This is a genomic window from Bacillus sp. ISL-45, from assembly GCF_018613195.1.
In the GTDB taxonomy this organism is placed as follows: domain Bacteria; phylum Bacillota; class Bacilli; order Bacillales; family Cytobacillaceae; genus Mesobacillus.
The window spans coordinates 39101-59100 of the sequence record NZ_JAGGQQ010000013.1; the positions used below are offsets into that span (position 1 = coordinate 39101).

Below are 20000 nucleotides of genomic sequence, written 5' to 3' on the forward strand. Positions count from 1 at the left end.
CATAAAAAAATTATAAATTATATTCAATATTAATATTGTGGTAAAGTGTTTCAATTTGATGAAATTATGTTGTGTAATCTATAGCAGTGATTCTTGCCTGTATGCAAAAAGAGGAATAGACTGCCCCCTCAAGAAATTTAATTCTAGAAGGAACAGTCTTTCCATCAGTTATTTATTTTGCTGCATCAAGTTTCTCTTTGTTCTTTTCATAAATTCCTTGCTGATACTTTTCAACTTTTTCATAGCCGAAAGAATCACGTTTCTTCAGGAATCCTTCAAAGATTTTATCGAACTCTTTATCGGATTTAGCTAAAAGCAGCTTAGGAAGAGTTTTGCCCCATTCCTGTGCGATCTTGCTTGCTGCTACACCTTCAGCTGAAGTTCCAGTCGGGCTGATGCCGTCAAATTCCGCATAGCTGACTGTCTTACCTTTTGTCCAGTCTTCCATTTGCTTAAATGGTTCAGAAGCAGGCGGTGCCCATGCAAGGCTCATATTTGTATCCATCAGCATCCAATATTTGAATGATGCGCCATATTGCTGGTCAAATGCTGCACGGTCTTTGTTCAAAAGATCCAGTACTTCTGGCTTGAATTCAGGCTTACCGTTTACCATATCATACGTTTCGCCTTCTTTACCCATGTAAAGGTCCATTTGTCCTTCTTCACTGATCATGTAAGTCAGGAATTGAATCGCTCTTTCCTTGTCTTTAACATCTTTAGAGATCAAAGTGACTGTCCAGCCTGAGATGCTGTCACCTGCTAATGCAGGGTCGTCTCCATTTGAGTTCGCTGGTCCGTCAACTGCGATATACACTGAATTAGGATCTTTTGCATACAATGCGTGCTGTTGTGCTGCCAGGTCACTGCGCTGGTATAGCATAGCGAAGTATCTTCCCTGTGAAATCTTTTCTTCCATTTGCGGGCGCTTATCGATAAAGATATCCTTTGCAAGAAGACCTTTGTCATTTGCTTCTCTGAAAGTCTTTAACCATGCAAGATACTCTGGATCCTGGCTGCGGTCATAGACCTTACCGTCTTTTTCCATTGGGATATTAAGGAAGTTTTGCAGATAACCTTCAAGAGAAGTATTACCTACATCAGTAAACTCATTCAAACCGAACGGAATCAATGGTGCACCGTTCACTTCTGGGAATTTTTCTTTAGCAGCTTCAAGTGCCTTCAAGAATCCTTCAGGCGTGCTCATATCCGGGCTGCCAATTGCCTCGTACATATCTTTTCTAACAAGGAAAGTCTGGTTAGAAGGCTTAAGGTCTTTATATTTGTCAAAATCCTTTGGCGAAGAAGAAGCATTCGGGTAGCCATACGTGTTGCCATCTTCTTGCTTATACCATTCGATTTTTGCTCCGTCTGCTACTTTATAAAAATATGGATCATATTGATCTGCAAGTTCATTCAACGGAAGGACTAGCTCGCCTTCGATCATCTTCTTAACTGCATCTTCCCACCAGCCAATTGTGATGAAATCTGGAAGTTTGCCAGAAGCGATCATCGTGTTCATTTTTTCCGCTTCGTTTCCTGCTGGTGAAATGAAGTTAACTGACACACCAGTTTTATCGGTTACATATTTGGAAACAGCATCGTCGCCCCATTTATGTGCGAACCAGGAAAAGTTAACATACCAATCAAAAGTAATTGGTTCCTTATTGGATTGCCAGCCGGGAGCATCAGCACTTGCCTTTGGTTTATCTGCTTCCTTTTCATCGGAAGCGTTTTCATTTGTCTTGCTGGAGCAGCCTGAAAATAGTGCTAAAACCAATGACAGAACAAGCAATAGTGAAAAGCCTTTGGAAAAGAATTTTCTCCTCATTTTTTGACCCTCTCTCTTTTGTGTTATTTTGGGCCACATTACTAAATGTACACTGCTTTGAAAAAGCGGGAAAGGCTTTTTTCCTAAGTACCAGCCTTTCCCAAGATCAGAAGGGGGTATCCTTCATGTATAAAGCAGGACATATCAATAATGAAGCCTGGATTATTTAAATTTCTTCTATGAAGAAAAATTTAAATCGAAGTTTAGTAGATCAACCTTTTACAGATCCAATCAGCATTCCTTTAACAAAGTACTTTTGCAGGAATGGATACACTAGCATGATTGGAAGTGTTGTTACAACCATCGTTGCCAGTTTGATAGACTGGGATGTTACAGTCTTCGTGGCAATCGATCCTGCTGCATTCGTCATCATTTGGTTCGAGCTTGACTCAGCAACTACTTTGTATAAATAAGTCTGGATCGGCTGCAGGTCTGGATTATTCACAAAGATGACTCCGGCAAAGTAGTCGTTCCACTGGTATACTCCCTGGAACAATGCAATGGTTGCAATAACCGGCATTGAAAGCGGGATGATTACTTTGATAAAAATCATAAAGTCATTTGCGCCGTCAATTTTTGCTGCTTCCTCCAGAGACGTTGGTAGCTCCCTGAAGAATGATACAAAAATGATCAAGTGGAAGAAGTTAAACATTGTCGGAATGATATATACAAGGAAGTTATCAAACAATCCAAGATCCCTGATCAACAGGAAGTAAGGAATCAATCCGCCGCTGAAAAACATTGTGATGACACCGACCAGCATGTAGAAGTTCCTGCCGTAAAGGTCACGTCTTGAAATTGCATAAGCAACCATTGCGGTGAAAAATACATGGGTGATAGTCCCGATAACCGTTTTGGCAATTGTCACGCCAAATGATGTGACAATACCCGGAGTTTCAAAAACAGCCTTGTAGTTTTCAAAAGTAAACTCTCGCGGCCACCAGTAAATCCCGCCTCTCATGGCGTCCACACCATCATTCAATGAATTGACGAGTACATACCAGATTGGGTAGATCGTAATGGCACAGATAAAGAGCATGATCAGAATGTTAATGTTGTCAAAGATGTATTCGCTTGTTGTTCGCCGGTTCCGTTTAAAAAGCTTAAACACAACCTCACCCCCTTAGAATAAAGATGTTCCATTCAGTTTCTTCACAATCTTGTTAGCAGACAGGAGCAGGATAAAGGCAATGATCGCTTTTAATAAACCGACTGCTGTTGCGTAAGAGTAGCGTGCATTCTGAAGTCCCATTTGGTAAACGTAAATGTCAATTACATTACTTGCGCTTTCATTCAATGAGTTACGCAAAATCAAGATTTGGTCGAAGTTTGAATTCAAGACACCGCTTACAGCAAGGATGAAAAGAATTGTGATTGTCGGGCGAATCGACGGCAATGTGACATGCCACATCTTTTGGAAACGATTTGCTCCGTCAATTGTTGATGACTCGTACAGCTCTGGTGATACGCCAGCGATTGCCGCTAGATAAATGATTGCTGACCATCCGAGCTCTTTCCATATATCCGAAAGAATGACGATTGCCCAGAAGTTATCAGGTGAAGCAAGGAAATTCGTACGTTCACTGATCAACCCTAAACCTAGCAGGATATCATTTAAGACACCGATATCTGCCAGCCAAGTTGTCAAAATCCCTCCAAGTACAACCCATGAAATGAAGTGCGGCAAGTAAGAGATCGTTTGAACCGCTTTCTTTAACTTCATTGATGTAAGTTCATTAAGCAAAAGAGCAAAAATGATTGGAAGCGGGAACCCGATAATTAATTTGATCAAGCTGATTCCCAGTGTATTTTTCAGGACAATCCAGAAGTTCTCATCCTGCAGGAATTCCTTAAACTGCATCAATCCTACCCATGGTGCTTCTGAGATCGTTTTGATAATGCTGTATTCCTTGAATGCGATGATCAACCCATACATCGGGATATAGTTGAAGATGAACATCCACACTACACCGAGAAGCGCCATCGTCTGCAAATACTTTTGAGAAATGATTGTCTTTTTGATTTTTTTGTATTTTTCTTTTTTTGTAGGCTCTACCATTATGGTGTCACTGACTTGTTGTTCGACTGGCTGTTGAATCTTGACTTCCATTTCTTCACCACCTTAGTTGCTTTGTCTTTCTTGTACCTTAATCATAAAAAAAAGGGCTTACATTTATAAGCCATGGAATTTTGCTTATGGTACCAATTTTTTAGTTTTAGGTTTATTGAGTAAAATATTGATACCATCGTGTTGGTATCGTTTACAAAGGAGGCAGGATTTTGACACTGTGGCCATCTGCCTATATCATCCTCAAACCTAAAGGATGGATTTTCATAACCAAAAAGGATAATCTAATCGTAGAGTTTTTTAAATCGATGCTAATGGAAAGGAATATATTATGATTGCAAAAACAGAAGAAGATTTTAACGGCTTGAAAGAAATCGGCAGGATTGTCGGCTTGATACGTAATGAATTGGTTCAAAAGGCCGTACCTGGAATTACCACAAAGGAACTTGATGAAATGGCGAGTGCCATTTTTGAACAGCATGGTGCGATTTCCGCGCCAAAGGGTGAGTACAATTTCCCGGGGTACACATGCATCAGTGTGAATGAAGAAGTGGCCCATGGCATTCCAGGGAGCCGCGTTATCAAAGAAGGGGATATTGTGAATATCGATGTTTCCGGTTCAAAAAATGGATATTTCGCTGATACTGGCATCTCATTTGTCGTTGGCGAAGGTGACCCTATTTTAACAAAAATATGCGAAACAGCCGTTGAGGCCTTTGAAGCAGGTCTGAAAAAAGCGAAACCAGGTTCGAAGAAAAGCGGATTGGGAAAGGCAGTAATCGCGACTGCGAGAAAGAATGGCCTGACTGTGATCAAAAACCTTACAGGACACGGAATCGGCAGGACCATCCATGAGGCACCCGATCACATCTACAACTATCATGAGCCATGGGATGACGAGCTTTTAAAAGAAGGAATGGTCATCGCTTTTGAGCCCTTCATTTCAACTCGTGAGGAAGAAGTCTTCCAAAATGAAAACGATGAATGGACATATGTAACAGAAAACAGCTTTGTAGCACAATGTGAGCATACGATCATCCTTACGAAAAATGGGCCGATTGTGATTACTTTATAGGTAAAAAACGGCTAGCAGGCAGGAACTCTTATAAGTGTCTGGCTATACTAGTGCCTATTTGCTTCGCCTTTATTCTAGTATGGTTGATGCTACTATTTAATGGGCACTGGCTAAGGTCACATTACCATTAAACCCTTGGCTGCAACGGTTTTTTATTTTTCATATGCTGAATAATGCTCTATTTAGTAAGATAACCTGAAAAAGCCGCGGCTTATTAAATCCTTTAGCCACGGCTTTTCCCTATTTCACTTTGTTATGTTGCTATCTGTTGTACATAAAAAATTGAAAAACGAATTAAGATTTGCCTGTTCCAGCCCTAAGCTTTCAGTCATGAAAATTCGTTCCGTCTGTGACTGCTTCCACGATGCCTGCACGGACAGTAAAGTCTCCGAAGTGCTCACCTGTGAACCGCTCCTTGGCATAACGTGCTAAAAGTATCTGTAATTCAGCTAGAATTTCCTCTTCACCTATATTTTCACGGTACATTTTGCTTAGCCTGCTGCCGTCAAAGGCTGCGCCGAGATACATATTGTATTTGCCGGGCGCTTTGCCGATAAAGGCAATCTCTCCAAGGGTATGGCGTGCACAGCCATTCGGGCATCCGGTCATCCGAATGGTAATCTCTTCATCCCTCAGTCCGTTTTGATCGACAATCTCATCGATTTTATCAATGAGGCGAGGCAAGTAGCGCTCTGCTTCGGCCATCGCCAGGCCACATGTCGGAAGGGCAACACATGCCATTGAATTCCTGCGCAGTGCCGAAACATACTTGCCGTCTGTAAGGCCGAATTGTTCGATCAGATGTTCAATTTCTTTCTTTTTCCGGCCGGATATATTGGCGATGATCAGGTTCTGGTTAGGCGTCAACCGAAATTCACCTGTGTGCACCTTGGCAATTTCACGCAAACCGGTTTTAAGTTGGTAACCCTCATAATCAGCTACCCGTCCGCCTTCAACAAACAAGGTAAAATGCCAGTTCCTTTGAACTCCTTCCACCCAGCCATAACGGTCGCCATTATTGTCGAATTTATATGATTTGGCTTCCTCCAGGGAAAATTCCAGCCGATTCTCGAGTTCAGCCTTGACTGTTTCCAGGCCGAGTCGGTCCACCGTATATTTAAAGCGGGCGTTTTTTCGTTCCGAACGATTTCCATAGTCTCGCTGGATTGTAATGACCTTTTCTGCCACTGAATAAATTTGTTCGGGTCTGCAGAAGCCGATGACTTTGCCGAGCTGAGGATATGTTGCTTTATCCCCGTGCGTCATGCCCATGCCTCCGCCGATTGTTACATTGAAGCCTGTCAGCTTGCCTTCTTCCACGATCGCAATAAATCCAAGGTCTTGTGAAAAAACATCAACGTCATTGGAAGGAGGAACCGCCATTCCAATTTTGAACTTACGAGGCAGGTAAGTAGGTCCGTACATCGGTTCAACTTCTTCCGTATCCGGTGTAAAGGCCACCTTTTCCCCGTCGAGCCACAATTCATGGTACGCAGTGGTTTTCGGCAGCAAATCATCGCTCAGCCGTTTTGACCATTCATATATCTCGGCATGGATTTCGGACTGATAAGGGTTCGAGTTGCACATGACATTCCTGTTTACGTCACCGCATGCAGCAATCGTATCCAATAGGGATGCATGGATTTCCTGGACTGTTCTTTTCATATTCCATTTTAAAATCCCGTGCATCTGGAAAGTCTGCCTTGTAGTTAATTTTAATGTGCCGTTCCCGTATTTCTCGGAAAGATCATCTAATGTAAGCCATTGTTCAGGTGTTGCAACACCGCCAGGCAGCCGGACCCGCAGCATGAACTGGTAAGCAGGCTCCAGCTTCTGCTTTTGGCGCTCATTGCGAAAATCCCTGTCGTCCTGCAGATAGCTGCCATGGAACTTCATCAGGCGATTGTCATCCTCGTTAATCCCTGCACTAATCGGTTCAAGCATCGATTCCGCAAGTGTTCCCCGCAGATAATTGCTTTCTTCCTTAATTCGCTCAACATCACTTGGCGGGCCGGAAGGGGCTTTTAAGGTTTGGTTTTCCATGTTGTACTTCTCCTTTCTTGGCAAAGATCAATAAACATCTCTTTGATATCGTTTTTGCTGCTGCATGCCAGCCAGGTAGGCTTCTGCTTGCTCAAGCGACATGCCGCCCTCTGTTTCGATTATTTTTATAAGAGCCTTCTGGACATCATGGGCCATGTTTTTCTCATCGCCGCAAATGTAAACCACTGCTCCTTCTTCAAGCCATTTAAACAGCTCATTGCTGTTTTCAAGCATACGGTGCTGGACATATACCTTTTCAGCTGAATCTCGAGAAAACGCCACATCCATCTTCGTCAGGACTCCCTCTTTCATCCACCTTTGCCATTCGGTCTGATAAAGGAAATCAGTCACGAAATGCTGGTCACCGAAGAAGAGCCATGATTTCCCCGGAAATCCCGATTCCTCACGCTCTTGCATGAAGGCGCGAAACGGAGCTACTCCCGTCCCCGGACCAACCATGATAATTGGTGTTTCAGGATTGTCCGGCATCTTGAAATTGTCATTTTGCTGAATGAAAACGGATAAAGTATCTCCAAGGTTAATTCGCTCCGCGCATAAAGTGGAACAGACACCTTTCCTTTCCCGTTCATGTGCCTCATACCTGACTGTACCGATTGTCAGATGCACTTCATCTGGATTCGCAGCAAGGCTGCTCGCAATTGAATAAAGGCGGGGTGGAATTTTCCGCAACACTGACACAAATTCCCCGGCAGAATTTCCCCAGACACCAAAATCACTGACCAAATCGAGCAGGTCCCGGCCATATAAATAGGAGTTCAGTTTCTCTTTATTGTCTGGCGCTGCGAGGTCATGCAATTCCAGGTTCGCGGACAGCTTTGCTGCTTTTTCCAACAGCGGCTTGGTCAAAACCGTTATTTCAAAATACGCGGTTAATGCCTCTTTTAAAGTAAGAGGCCCTCTTTGATTATTTACTGTCACCTTTATTTCAGGATCCCAAGGCAAAGTGGCAAGAATTTCACCGACAAGCGCTGGATCGTTTTCAGGATAGATTCCGAGGCTGTCACCAGGCTTGTATGTAAGACCTGAGTCCTCAAGCGATAACTCAATATGGCGTGTTTCTTTATTAGAGCCCCGTCCATTCAAATTAATATTTTCCAGTACTTCGGCTTTGAACGGGTTTGTCCGAGAGTATGCAGATTCGGCCGCTTCTGCCGCAGCACCAGCTTGCGGGCGGGGATTTTCGCCTCCCCATTCATTCAAATAATTTAGAATCCCTTCAATCCACTCTGCTGCCGGCTCATCAAAATCCACGTCGCAGTCAACTCGCGGGTATATTCGGGTTGCGCCCAATTCTTCCAGCCTGATATCAAATTCTTTCCCTGTCTGGCAAAAGAATTCATACGAACTGTCACCCAGGGAGAGTACCGAATAGTTGACTCCCTCAAGCTTGGGTGCACGCCTTCCATTGAGAAATTCGTGGAAAGACAGGGCATTATCAGGAGGATCGCCTTCCCCATGGGTACTGACTAAAATAAGCAGGTTTTCAATCTTCTTTAAATTATTCGTTTTAAAATCGCTCATCGAAGAAACCACAGCTTTAAAACCGTTTCCTTCAAGCGTTTTGCCTGCCCTTTTTGCAAGAGACTGTGCATTGCCAGTCTGCGACCCATAAAGAATCGTCACTTCCCTGGAACGAGCAGGCGCTGCCGCTGCCGGATTTGCTTGGCCTTCCATGGCCCCGTCTGCGGCGGCAAATTGTACGGCTGCGAAATATCCGCTCAGCCATAGCTTTTGTGCTTCTGACAATGTTGGCAAAAGCTTGTTTAGCAGTTCGGTCTGCTCCTGATTGAACGGGCTGTTTGTAACCTTAAGCTGCAAAAAAATCACCTCGGAAAATTTTAAATGGTAGCGTGTTGTCATAATGCGTGATCAGAGCCTGTTGAAAAAGGAAATCTCATCCACGAACCTAAAAGGATTCCCTCTTTAATGAAATGCTGTTGTTCCCCAGACACACGATGTTCCTTCGAACGCCCGGGCAATGACTATATCTTCAATACTCTGGTGGCTACTTAAGGGAGACGTATGTATAATTTCCTGCCCCTGCCTTGTAAGCCGTGAAACCTTTTGATTTATTTCTGCCATAAGAAGTCCAGAGAATAATAGATATGGTACGACGATCACTCTGCTTCCGGCTTTCTGGGTAATAGCTTCCAGCCCCTCATCCAAAGTCGGTTTAGCGGCCGCTAGATAGCATACTGCCGCATGGCCAATACCAAGCCGTGCCTTAAGTCCTTCAGCAATAGACGCAAAGTCAGCAAGGATTGCCGGATCACTGCTTCCCCTTCCGACTATCAATAATCGATCCGTCGGGTCCACTCCGTCCGCTATGGCAGATACCAGCTCAGCAACTCCGTCAAGGATGCTCCCCTGTACGCCAAATGGATCCTTCACAGCTATGTTGATTTGCGGATATTTTTCCTGTAAGGAACCCAGCACCATAGGGATATCCTTTTTGATATGCCCTGCTGCCAGCAGGAAAAGAGGAACAACTGTGATTTCGGTCGCTCCTCTTTCCACACAGCGGGCAAAGCCTTCGGCAATCAACGGATCGGTGAGTTCCAGGAAGCTTATTTCCTGGATGGGAACATCAATACGGTCCATGACTCTCTGTACAAAGGCTTTTGCTTCGCTTGCCCCCTTTTTGGAACGGGTGCCATGCCCAATATAAAGAATAGCCTTCATGGATATGTCCTCCTTATGTGCTTACCCGTGGACAACCGGCAGATTGGGGGCAATTTCTTCCTGAAACCAGTTCAATTTATCGTGGAGGCGTACAACCTCCCCGATTACGATCATGCTTGGGTTTGAAATCTCTGAATCTCTCACCTTTTCTTCAATTGTCTCAAGAGTTCCAACGACGGTTTTCTGGTCACTTAATGTACCCCAATGAACAAGTGCAATTGGAGTTTGCGTGGATTTGCCGTACTCGATTAATTGCTTCACTATGGTGGAAAGATGGGACACGCCCATATAGACACAAATAGTATCAACTGCCTTTGCCAGATGGGACCATTGGTGTTCAGCAGCGACGTCACCGGCCTGGTGTCCGGTAATAAAGGCGAAGCTTTTGCTCAAGGTTCGATGTGTGACTGGAATTCCTGCATAGGCTGATGCTGCAATGCCGGATGTTATCCCCGGAACAACCTCAAATTGGACATCGTTCTTCCGGCATTCCTCGGCTTCTTCCCCGCCGCGTCCGAATACAAAAGGATCCCCGCCTTTCAGCCGGACAACCTGAAGTCCTTTTTTGGCATATTTCACGAGGAAGTGGTTAATGGTTTCCTGTTTCATAGTGTGATAGTTTGGCAATTTCCCGCAATAAACCAATTTGGCGTCTCCTTTTGCATGCTCCAATAATTCGGGATTGACAAGCCGGTCATAGAGGATGACATCGGCTTTTTGCAGACATCTCAATCCTTTTACCGTTATCAAATCGGGATCACCGGGACCTGCACCTACTAAGTAAACCTTGCCATCCATAGCTTCACATCCTTTCTACTACTGTGGCTTTATTATGTTTCTCGATTGGAGGTATCCAAGTATTTCAGTGACGGCTTCATCCACAGACAGAAGGTCAGAGCGAATCGTGATTTCCGGATTTGCCGGTTCTTCATAGGGGGAATTGATGCCTGTGAAATCCCTTATCTCACCTCGACGTGCTTTCGCATAAAGCTGCTTGGGATCACGCCGTTCACATTCCTCCAGAGGACAGCTGACGAAAACCTCAATAAACTCTCCTTCTTCAAACAGCGCGCGAACCTGACCGCGGTCGGCCTGGAACGGCGAAATAAACGCCGTAGTCACAATAGCACCGCCATCAACAAACAATTTGGCAACCTCGCCAATCCGCCTGATGTTTTCAGTCCGGTCATGGTCGGTAAAGCCCAGGTCACGATTAAGACCGTGGCGGATATTATCACCGTCAAGGACATATTCAGTAAAACCCCTGCGGTACAATTCACCTGAAACGGCATTGGCAATAGAAGATTTTCCGGAGCCGGACAGCCCGGTAAACCACAATACACAGCTTCCATGCCCGTTTTTGGCACGCCGGTCTTGTTTGGTTACGGTTGCTTCGTGCCATGTAATATTTGTTGCCTTCGTCATTGTGAAACCTCCTTATGCATGGCTTTTCTCCTTCATCCCTTCAATCAGCACTTCCACTACCTCTTTCCGGCTGAAAGTAGATGGCGGCAATGTCCCGGAGCGCAGCAATTCCCTGACTTTCGTGCCTGAAAGAATCACGCGGTCTTCCTTGCTGTGAGGGCATGTTTTATCAGAAGCCATCCCTTCGCATTTATTGCAGTAAAAGCTATGTTCAAAGAATAAAGGCTTTATGCCAAGCTCCTCTTCCTTGAATTCATTGAAAATAAGCTGAGCATCATAGGTTCCGTAGTAATTCCCTACGCCGGCATGGTCACGTCCGACGATGAAGTGTGTACAGCCGAAATTTTTGCGGGCGATGGCATGAAAAATTGCTTCTCTCGGTCCTGCATAGCGCATTGCCGCTGGATAAACACCAAGATGCACACGGTTATCAGGATAATAATTCTCCAGTAAAACCCTGTAGCTTTTCAGCCGGATATCGGCAGGGATATCATCTGACTTCGTTTCGCCGACAAGCGGATTGACGAAAAGGCCATCGACTGTTTCCAGAGCCGCCTTCTGAATGTATTCATGCGCCCGGTGAATCGGATTTCTCGTCTGAAATCCAACGACTGTCCTCCAGCCCTTTTCTTCAAACAAGGACCTTGTTTCCTTCGGCTCAAGCCAAACATCTCCAAATACGCCCTTTTCTGGCTTCCTTACAAGTGTGACTTTTCCTGCAACATAGACGGGCCCTCTTTCATAAAGCCTTTTCACTCCCGGATGGGCGAGCTCCTGTGTCTTATAAACCTCGAGTGCCTCTCTGTCCAGATCTGGCTCAAACCATTCAGAGACATTAATGACACCGTAAACCTCTTTGTCAAAAACCAGCTTGATTTCTTCTCCGGAAACAAGAGTGTCTGCAGTTTCCCTTGAAACAGGAAGTGTCACTGGAATCGACCAGACGGTGCCATCTGACAGGCGCATTCTGTCAACAACAGACTGGTAATCGTCCTTCCCAAGGAACCCTGTCAGCGGGCTGAACAGCCCCACACCGATCAATTCCAGGTCACTTAAGGCAATAGCATCAATTTCAAGTTCTTTTTTAATATGTGTCAGCTGATAGGATGGGTCAAAAGCCTGAACCAGCTTCCCCCCATGCGGTTTTGGCAAAAATGACAAGTTAATCAAACCTTTCTTCACTTTATTTTTACTGTTTCCTGTTGTACCTTTAGTTGCGAATTATTTCCCTTCATCAGGAAGAGCACCCCAAAAAGGGAAATGGCAACCCCTGCCATGGCGATGATCGGATAAACATTTTGTTCAATCATTAATTGAATAAGCGTATAAGTAAGGATCATTGACAGGACCGGTGAGACTATCCAAATCGTGAGCATCCGGACGACAATACCCTTTTTTAAGACCTTCAGGCCATCCTTGGCATAACCAATTCCAATGATGGAAGAAGTGGTGATTTGTGTAAGCGGGACTGGGATCCCGAGTAATGATGCAAGGACCACAATCGTTGCACCTGTGCCAGAAATAATGCATCCCTCTTCCAGCCTGAGCTTCGTGATTTTCTTCCCGTTTGTCTCCACGACACGCCGTCCGAAAAGAACAACCCCAAAAGCTACAAACAAACCGCCCCAGAAAATCCCGTCCCCGGATGATAAAATGCCCGCGCCCACCAGCGGGCCAACTGCATTTGCCACATTGTTCATTCCTGCCGAAAAGGCTTCAAACAGGCCCATTACTACCACCATGACTGACAGAATTGGAATTGCCCTACGCGACTCCACCCAGTTTTTGACGCGTTTGTTTTTTAAAAAACTGGAAGCAAAAATCGCTAAAACAAAGGCAATGATGGGTGTCAGGAGCCAAAAAGACATGATCCAGAGAAGTTTGCCAACGAATACGGATTGGTAAACAAGTCCTGCACCAACCACAGATCCGACAGCCACTTCACTTGTCGAAAGAGGAATGCCAAAAATATTTGCCAAAAACAAGGACAAAGCGGCTGAGGCGACAACAATCAAGGCAATTTGAACGGTGAATGTGCTCTCCGGGACAATCCCGCTGCCCATCGTTTTGACTACTTCACCTCCTCCAAGCCAGGCTCCAAGAAAGACAGCGATACTGCACAGCAGCAAGCCCAATCCTTTTTTGACGACCCCTGAACCGTATGAAATCCCCATTGAAGCTGCCGCCCCGCTGCCCCCTATGTTCATAGCAAAAAATAAACCCAGAAGAATGGCAATGTTAGTAAGCATTGGAAAGGCCTCCTTTAGCGGGCATGCAGCCCGCATTCCGTCTTGCCGCTTCCAGACCAGCGGCCAGCTCGTGAGTCACCATCAGCAGTGACAGGCTTTGTACAAGGAAGGCAGCCAATGCTTGGATATTGTTGATCATGCAGGGCATTGTAAGGCAGCCCCTTTTCGCGGATGTAATTCCAGACATCATCCCAGCTCCAATGAATCAATGGACAGATTTTGATATTTCGGAATTTCTCATCCTTGTTGACAAAATCCGTGTTTGCTCTTGTGGGAGATTGCTCCCTGCGCAGTCCAGATATCCACGCTTTTTTCGCTGTCAGAGTTTTCTGCAGCGGAATCACCTTGCGGATATTACAGCACTCGTTTGGATCTCTCAGCCACAGTGCTGACCCATATTGCGCACCCTGCTCTTCAAGACTCATTTCAGGTTCTTTTTTCTCAATCCTTAGAGATGGAAAGCGGGCTTGTATTTCGTCAATGACCTGATAGGTCTCCGGAAAGTGCAGTCCGGTATCCAAAAAGACAATATGTGCATCCGGCTTAATCTGCTGGATGAGATCGATTAACACAATCGCTTCTGCACCGAAGCTGGACGCATATACAATCTCTTCCTCCGGGTATGTCCTGTACGCCCAATCCAAGACAGAAAAGGCTCCTTTGGTCTCATCATCATGAGTAAAATCCCCGGAAACTTCCTTCCAGTTTTGATAAGTTACTGCAGCAGACATAACTTCAATCCTCCCATTCTTATAAAAAAAAGGCAGTCTCCCATCAAGAATGATGGAGACCGCCTCTAGTTTTTCTAGTCAGCGTTTCTTATTTGATTGGAGACGAACCTTTTCATTTTTCTCAATTTGGACTATCCTGCCATCCTGGACAACCAATGTGATGGATCCGAACTTTAAAGTTTTCAGCATATTTTCCAGAACCTTATAGAGTTCTTCCGTCTCCTCTGTTTTCAAGCGGCTCCGCCTCCCTAAATTATTGTCTACCCAGGAATGCTTTGCTGTTTGTGCAGCTTAAAATGATTTCTTTTCAATGCAGAAAACGTTAAACGGAATTGGTTTGTGTTGGGTAGTGGTTCGCGTTGGAATAAATCCTACCATACCAGTAGGATTAATGCAATTTATTTTTTGAAATTTATAAATTCTTTCTTTAGTACTATTTTAGTTACTTAAAAGGGTGAATATTAATATATAACTGTAGGCTGCCAACTATTTTTTGACAGCGTTCCGTTATATTTTGTTTGCTTAATAGCATTAACAAAATGATTCTTCCCTTTCAGCACTTCCGTATAAATCTTGCTTTTTCCCATATACGGGCTAATCATTCGTTGTGACAATACGGCAAAAATGCAACACTGTATTCGGCTTGATCAATTTTCCCTGCGAAGAACATAATTTTCCTTCGCTGAACAATTTCAACTTCAAGGATAATGATTGGACTGACACCTGTTACTACAGCTTTCTCCATAATAAAAGTAAAGCAACTTATAATATGCCATTTTTCGCCCTCTTGCTACGACGTAAAATTCCAGTCTAAAACGAACCGGACTTTAATAGAATCCTAGCCCGAATTCCTGTCTGGATTTCAGATAGCTTTGGCACTCTTTCCCCAATGAACTTCCCCTTAATTTCTAAATGCTTCTATTTTCCCATTTTTGGATTTCAAAAAAAATTCCTAAGAAAATGATTGACACACACTCTTTGCAGCATTAGAGTAGTAAACAAGATTTAAAACCGAATATTGTTACTTCTTATCAAGAGAGGTTGAGGGACTGGCCCTATGACACCTCGGCAGCGGACTCCTTTGGAGGACTGTGCCAAATCCAGCAAGCATGAGCTTGACAGATAAGAAGAGGCCGACTTTTCACTTGATGTCCTCTTCTTTCTGAAGGGGACTTTTTGTTTTTCAAAAGATCCCCACCTACAAATCCATATCGATACTTTCTTATCAAGAGAGGCGGAGGGACTGGCCCTATGAAGCCTCGGCAGCGGACTCACATTGAGGACTGTGCCAAATCCAGCAAGCATGAGCTTGGGAGATAAGAAGAGAAATTGTCCAGCAATCGTTGCGGCATGCCCTCTTCCTGTTTCCAGGAAGAGGGCTTTTTTTATAATCCACAAAGGAGGAAGACTGATGATCACATTTGAGCAAGTGGAAAAAGTGTATGAAAGCCGCGGGAACAAGGTAGCGGCACTGAATGGAATTGATCTGGAAATCAAAGAAGGAGAGATATTCGGAGTCATTGGTTTTAGCGGTGCAGGAAAAAGCTCGCTGATCCGCTGTGTAAATTTACTGGAACGGCCCACATCAGGCAGGGTGATTGTGGATGGCTGCGACATGACTTCCCTTTCAGTAAAAGAAGTCAGGGAGATAAAAAAGAATATCGGCATGGTATTCCAGCATTTCAATCTGTTAAACTCGAAAACTGTTTTTGATAATGTCGCGATGCCGCTCATTCTCGCAAAACTTCCAAAAGCCAAAATTAAAGAGCGGGTCTATCAGCTCCTCGATTTTGTCGGCCTGGCTGATAAAGCTGACAATTATCCAGACCAGCTATCGGGAGGCCAGAAGCAGCGAATCGGAATTGCCCGGGCTCTGGCAACTCAGCCGAAAATCCTGCTTTGCGATGAAGCGACATCTGCGCTTGATCCGCAGACAACCAGTTCGATCCTGCAGCTTTTGAAAAAAATCAACAAGGAGTACAACATAACGATTTTAATCATTACCCATGAAATGTCCGTCATCCGTGAAATTTGTGACAGAGTTGCTGTCATCGAGGATGGAAGAATCATCGAAGAAGACACTGTCTTCAGTGTTTTTTCAGCTCCTAAAACAGAAACTGCAAGAAATTTCGTCAGCACCATCATGAATGACAGTATTCCTGATTCCGTGCACAGGATTATTGAAGGACACTCAGGACTGAATAAGGTATTCCGAATCAATTTTGTCGGTGATTCAGCCGGTCAGCCGCTTCTTTCCCAGCTATCAAAGAAATTCGATATCAATGTCAATGTTCTTTTCGGCAATATCACAGAGCTTCAGGGTATACCTTTCGGAAACCTGATTGTCGAGTTCCAGGGCAGTGATAAAGAAATTTTGAGAGCTCTTAATTTTATCGATCAACAAAAAGTAAGCATAAAGGAAGTGACAGCACATGCTAGTTAACTCAGAGCAAATTATTCAGGCTTTAATTGAAACACTTCAAATGGTGGCGTTCTCGCTTCTGTTTTCGGCAGTCCTCGGAGTGCCGCTGGGAATCGCGCTTGTGGTCACCAGGAAAGGCCATTTGCTTGAAAATGCACCTGTCTTCAATGTACTCAACAGCGTTATCAACGTCTTCCGCTCTGTGCCATTCATCATCCTGCTGGTCGCAATCATACCGCTGACCCGGCTGATTGTTGGCACGTCAATTGGTACAGCCGCGGCTGTCGTGCCGCTCGTCTTCTATGCAGGTCCGTATATTGCCAGATTGGTAGAGAATTCCCTGCTGGAAGTGGATCCGGGCGTGATTGAGGCAGCCGAATCAATGGGAGCCACTCCCTGGCAGATTGTCTTCAAATTCATTCTACCCGAAGCGATGAGCTCGCTGATCCTCGCTTTTACGATTGCGACTGTTGGATTGATTGGTGCATCAGCAATGGCCGGGGCAATCGGCGGCGGCGGACTGGGCGACCTGGCGATTACATATGGCTACCAGCGTTTTGATACCCAGACGATGTTCATCACCGTTGGCATCTTGATTGTTATGGTACAGGGACTTCAATCCCTTGGAAATATATCAGCTAAAAAAATCAGAAGAAGATAACCAGGAGGAAAACAAAATGAAAAAACTTTTATTAACATTGATCGTACTTAGTTTGGCAGTATTCAGCTCTGCATGTTCCAGTTCTTCATCATCCGCGAAAAGCGAAGAAACCGTCAAAGTGAAACTTGGCGTCAGCGGCACGGATCACAGGGTCTGGGATTTTGTCGCTAAAAAAGCGGAAAAAGAAGGAATTGATGTCGAAATCGTCACTTTCTCAGACTATGTCCAGCCAAACCTTGCCCTAGCCGAAGGTGAATTGGATGCCAACTCATTCCAGACTGTTTCCTATTTTGATGCGTTTATCAAGGAACATAATTTAAATCTTGTACCAATCGCTACTACTGTGATCGCACCAATGGGTATTTACTCAGATAAATACAAAGACGTGAAAGATATTCCGGAAGGCGGAAAGATTGCCCTTGCAAATGAAGCTACGAATATGGGAAGAGGACTTCTGTTACTCCAGGAAGCTGGTTTGATCAAGCTTGAGGACGGCTTCGATGGCATAGGCTCCCTCGATAAAATCGTTGAGAATCCGAAGAATCTTGAACTTGTTACGCTTGTTGCCGGACAGACTCCGAGGGTACTGCCTGATGTGGCAGCATCCATAGTCAATAATGGAATCGCAGTCGACGCAGGACTTACACCGAAGAAGGATGCGATCTTCCTTGAGAGTGCAACTGCCACTCCATATATCAACATCATCGCAGTCCGTGAAGAAGACAAAGACAATAAAAGTTTGAAAAGATTAGCTGAACTTTACCAGGAGGATGACACAAAGGAGTTTATCGAGAAAGAGTACAAAGGAAATACAATTCCTACCTTTGTGCCGCTTAGCAATATTGGCTGGTAAAAAGACATCGGCCATTCTGTGACCGTAATTTTGGAAACTTCCCTTTTACGGTCATAATCCCAATCTTTTTGCGACCATATGGTGAATAATATCACCTTTATTGGGATACATCATCGAGCGTGCTGCGAGAACAATGTTATTTTTTCAGTCCAAAGAGATTGCACAAGTTGGATCAATATCATCCATTTTTCAAAATACAACTCAAGGAGGATTCAGGATGACAACACCAGTTAAAGTACTTAAGGAGTTAAAGGAAATTATTACAGGTAACGTTGAGCTTAATAAGGAACTTTACTTATCGACCAGCCATGATATCCATGAAAGACCGGAAATCGGCAATGAAGAATTTTTCGCCTCTGCCCGGCTTATCAAGATTTTAGAGGATGAAGGTTTTCAAGTAGAAAAAGCTGTGGCGGGACACCAAACCTCCTTTGTTGCACGGAAAAAGGCTGAAAAAGGTGGACCATCAATCGCCTTTCTGGCAGAATATGATGCCCTTCCGGGGTTAGGCCATGCTTGCGGTCATAACATCATTGGCACGACAAGTGTTGCCGCTGCGATCGCGCTAAGCAAAGTGCTGGATGAAACTGGCGGTGAAGCGGTCGTATTTGGAACGCCTGCCGAGGAAGGCGGCCCTAACGGAAGCGCTAAAGGAAGCTTTGTAAAGCATGGCCTTGTTGAGGGAATCGATGCGGCATTGATGCTGCACCCTTCCGGACAAACAAGGTTGACAACGTCTTCCCTTGCTGTTGATCCACTCGACTTTGAATTCATCGGCAAGCCAGCCCATGCAGCCGCATCGCCTCATGAAGGTATCAATGCACTGGATGCGGTGATCCAGCTTTTCAATGGTATTAATGCATTGAGACAGCAGTTGACTGATGACGTACGAATCCATGGAATCATCACCCATGGAGGTGATGCACCGAACATCATTCCTGAATATGCAAAAGCAAGGTTCTTTATCCGGGCTGCAACACGGAACGGTTTAAATGAAGTAACCAGCCGTGTCAAAGCAGTCGCTGAAGGGGCAGCCCTGGCAACAGGAGCAAAGCTGAATATTATTGCTTTCCAAAATGAGGTTGATAATCTTCTGTTGAATGATCGATATAATGAAGTTTTTAAAAATGTCATCGAAGACCTTGGGGAGACAGTTGCAATTGATGAAAGGGACGGAATTGGCTCAACCGATGCAGGCAATATCAGCCAGGTCGTGCCAACCATCCATCCTTATATCAAAATTGGACCGGACAATCTTGTTGCCCATACTGTTCCATTCCGGGAAGCAGCCGCTTCTCATCAGGGGGATGAAGCCTTGCTTAAAGGGGCAAAAGCATTAGCTTTGACAGCTTTTCAATTAATCACAGACCAGGATTTATTAAAAGATATAAAGGCTGAATTCGAGAAAAGAAAAGCTGCGGAAAATAATTAATTCCTATTTACTTCATATGAGAACCCTTGTACAATCGCAAGGGTTCTTTATAATGTTCGAAGTCAGCTATCCTTGATTGGCCCATTAATATAACTAGCTCAAACAAAAGAACAGAAGCAAGACTACTTCTGTTCTTTTGATCCTGCCACACTGATTAAGAAATCAATTGCTTCCATTTCTTCACGGGTCAAATACTGTCCTATATCTGGATTCTTCAAAATGGCTTCTGCTTGTTCGATCGTCATTAGATTCTCTCCTGAACTAAAATTATTCCTTCTATACTATCGGATGAGAATGGGTGTTTTTTAATACCCACTACACTAATCCGGATTACGCCCCTGAAAGCAGCATTCGATTGATTTAAACCGCGAACTGCTTTCCTTCTATTCAAAAAATACTAAAAACTTAATTGACTTGTGAAGAGTTAGTAGATATAGTAGTGTGTATTATTCTTCTTTTGGGTTGCATGAGAAGAAAGGCTACATTTCCTTGTGATTCACTGAACAAGAC

Annotated in this window: 19 protein-coding genes and 2 riboswitches; of the genes, 5 read left to right on the forward strand and 14 right to left on the reverse strand. The window is 44.4% G+C overall.

The window, feature by feature from the left end; all coding sequences use genetic code 11:
• Positions 1-172: 172 nt before the first annotated feature.
• The 3 genes from J7E35_RS17645 to J7E35_RS17655 all read right to left on the reverse strand — a co-directional run bounded on the left by J7E35_RS17645 (position 173) and on the right by J7E35_RS17655 (position 3887).
• Positions 173-1828 (reverse strand): type 2 periplasmic-binding domain-containing protein, encoded by a 1656-nt coding sequence (locus J7E35_RS17645; protein WP_214781936.1) that lies wholly within the window; start codon positions 1826-1828, stop codon positions 173-175.
• A 211-nt stretch (positions 1829-2039) separates the two neighbouring features.
• Complete coding sequence (locus J7E35_RS17650; RefSeq protein ID WP_214782060.1) at positions 2040-2867, reverse strand: carbohydrate ABC transporter permease; 828 nt, start codon at positions 2865-2867, stop codon at positions 2040-2042.
• An 84-nt stretch (positions 2868-2951) separates the two neighbouring features.
• A complete protein-coding gene (locus tag J7E35_RS17655) occupies positions 2952-3887 on the reverse strand; it encodes an ABC transporter permease (RefSeq protein ID WP_225650232.1) in 936 nt (311 codons plus the stop codon).
• A 340-nt stretch (positions 3888-4227) separates the two neighbouring features.
• On the opposite strand from J7E35_RS17655, the gene map reads away from it, so the two are divergent.
• Positions 4228-4971: a type I methionyl aminopeptidase gene (map, locus tag J7E35_RS17660; RefSeq protein WP_214781938.1), complete on the forward strand. Its 744-nt coding sequence runs from the start codon at positions 4228-4230 to the stop codon at positions 4969-4971.
• A 324-nt stretch (positions 4972-5295) separates the two neighbouring features.
• On the opposite strand, the gene cysI is transcribed toward map, so the two are convergent.
• From cysI to J7E35_RS17710, 10 genes are all read right to left on the reverse strand, one after another.
• Positions 5296-7014, reverse strand: coding sequence for an assimilatory sulfite reductase (NADPH) hemoprotein subunit (cysI, locus tag J7E35_RS17665; RefSeq protein WP_214781940.1), 1719 nt, complete (start codon positions 7012-7014; stop codon positions 5296-5298).
• A 27-nt stretch (positions 7015-7041) separates the two neighbouring features.
• On the reverse strand, positions 7042-8853 hold the full coding sequence (locus tag J7E35_RS17670) for an assimilatory sulfite reductase (NADPH) flavoprotein subunit (protein ID WP_214782063.1): 1812 nt from the start codon (positions 8851-8853) through the stop codon (positions 7042-7044).
• Positions 8854-8958: 105 nt separating this feature from the next.
• A complete protein-coding gene (locus tag J7E35_RS17675; protein WP_214781942.1) occupies positions 8959-9717 on the reverse strand; it encodes a sirohydrochlorin chelatase in 759 nt (252 codons plus the stop codon).
• A 21-nt stretch (positions 9718-9738) separates the two neighbouring features.
• On the reverse strand, positions 9739-10515 hold the full coding sequence (gene cobA / locus J7E35_RS17680) for a uroporphyrinogen-III C-methyltransferase (protein ID WP_214781944.1): 777 nt from the start codon (positions 10513-10515) through the stop codon (positions 9739-9741).
• 18 nt (positions 10516-10533) lie between these two features.
• The gene (gene cysC / locus J7E35_RS17685) at positions 10534-11142 is read right to left on the reverse strand and encodes an adenylyl-sulfate kinase (RefSeq protein WP_214781946.1); all 609 of its coding nucleotides are present in this window, start codon (positions 11140-11142) and stop codon (positions 10534-10536) included.
• 12 nt (positions 11143-11154) lie between these two features.
• Positions 11155-12270, reverse strand: a complete 1116-nt coding sequence (gene sat, locus J7E35_RS17690) for a sulfate adenylyltransferase (protein WP_483297668.1) — start codon at positions 12268-12270, stop codon at positions 11155-11157.
• A gap of 50 nt (positions 12271-12320) precedes the next feature.
• Positions 12321-13391 carry a sulfate permease gene (locus J7E35_RS17695; RefSeq protein WP_214781948.1) on the reverse strand — a complete coding sequence of 357 codons (1071 nt, stop codon included), beginning with the start codon at positions 13389-13391 and terminating at the stop codon, positions 12321-12323.
• A gap of 14 nt (positions 13392-13405) precedes the next feature.
• Positions 13406-14122 (reverse strand): phosphoadenylyl-sulfate reductase, encoded by a 717-nt coding sequence (locus J7E35_RS17700; RefSeq protein WP_214781950.1) that lies wholly within the window; start codon positions 14120-14122, stop codon positions 13406-13408.
• 78 nt (positions 14123-14200) lie between these two features.
• On the reverse strand, positions 14201-14311 hold the full coding sequence (locus J7E35_RS17705; RefSeq protein WP_214782070.1) for a YezD family protein: 111 nt from the start codon (positions 14309-14311) through the stop codon (positions 14201-14203).
• Positions 14312-14720: 409 nt separating this feature from the next.
• Positions 14721-14867 (reverse strand): hypothetical protein, encoded by a 147-nt coding sequence (locus J7E35_RS17710; RefSeq protein WP_214781951.1) that lies wholly within the window; start codon positions 14865-14867, stop codon positions 14721-14723.
• 280 nt (positions 14868-15147) lie between these two features.
• A riboswitch (SAM riboswitch) is annotated at positions 15148-15251 on the forward strand.
• A gap of 90 nt (positions 15252-15341) precedes the next feature.
• Positions 15342-15445: riboswitch (SAM riboswitch) on the forward strand.
• Positions 15446-15533: 88 nt separating this feature from the next.
• On the opposite strand from J7E35_RS17710, the gene J7E35_RS17715 reads away from it, so the two are divergent.
• The 4 genes from J7E35_RS17715 (at position 15534) to J7E35_RS17730 (ending at position 19490) form a co-directional block, all read left to right on the forward strand.
• The gene (locus tag J7E35_RS17715) at positions 15534-16565 is read left to right on the forward strand and encodes a methionine ABC transporter ATP-binding protein (protein WP_214781954.1); all 1032 of its coding nucleotides are present in this window, start codon (positions 15534-15536) and stop codon (positions 16563-16565) included.
• Complete coding sequence (locus tag J7E35_RS17720; protein WP_144478840.1) at positions 16555-17205, forward strand: methionine ABC transporter permease; 651 nt, start codon at positions 16555-16557, stop codon at positions 17203-17205. Before J7E35_RS17715 ends, J7E35_RS17720 begins: the two co-directional genes overlap by 11 nt.
• A gap of 16 nt (positions 17206-17221) precedes the next feature.
• A complete protein-coding gene (locus tag J7E35_RS17725) occupies positions 17222-18058 on the forward strand; it encodes a MetQ/NlpA family ABC transporter substrate-binding protein (RefSeq protein ID WP_214781955.1) in 837 nt (278 codons plus the stop codon).
• Positions 18059-18275: 217 nt separating this feature from the next.
• Positions 18276-19490: a M20 family metallopeptidase gene (locus tag J7E35_RS17730; protein WP_214781957.1), complete on the forward strand. Its 1215-nt coding sequence runs from the start codon at positions 18276-18278 to the stop codon at positions 19488-19490.
• A gap of 122 nt (positions 19491-19612) precedes the next feature.
• On the opposite strand, the gene J7E35_RS23560 is transcribed toward J7E35_RS17730, so the two are convergent.
• Positions 19613-19735, reverse strand: coding sequence for a hypothetical protein (locus J7E35_RS23560; protein ID WP_285290808.1), 123 nt, complete (start codon positions 19733-19735; stop codon positions 19613-19615).
• Between the last annotated feature and the right edge of the window lie 265 nt (positions 19736-20000).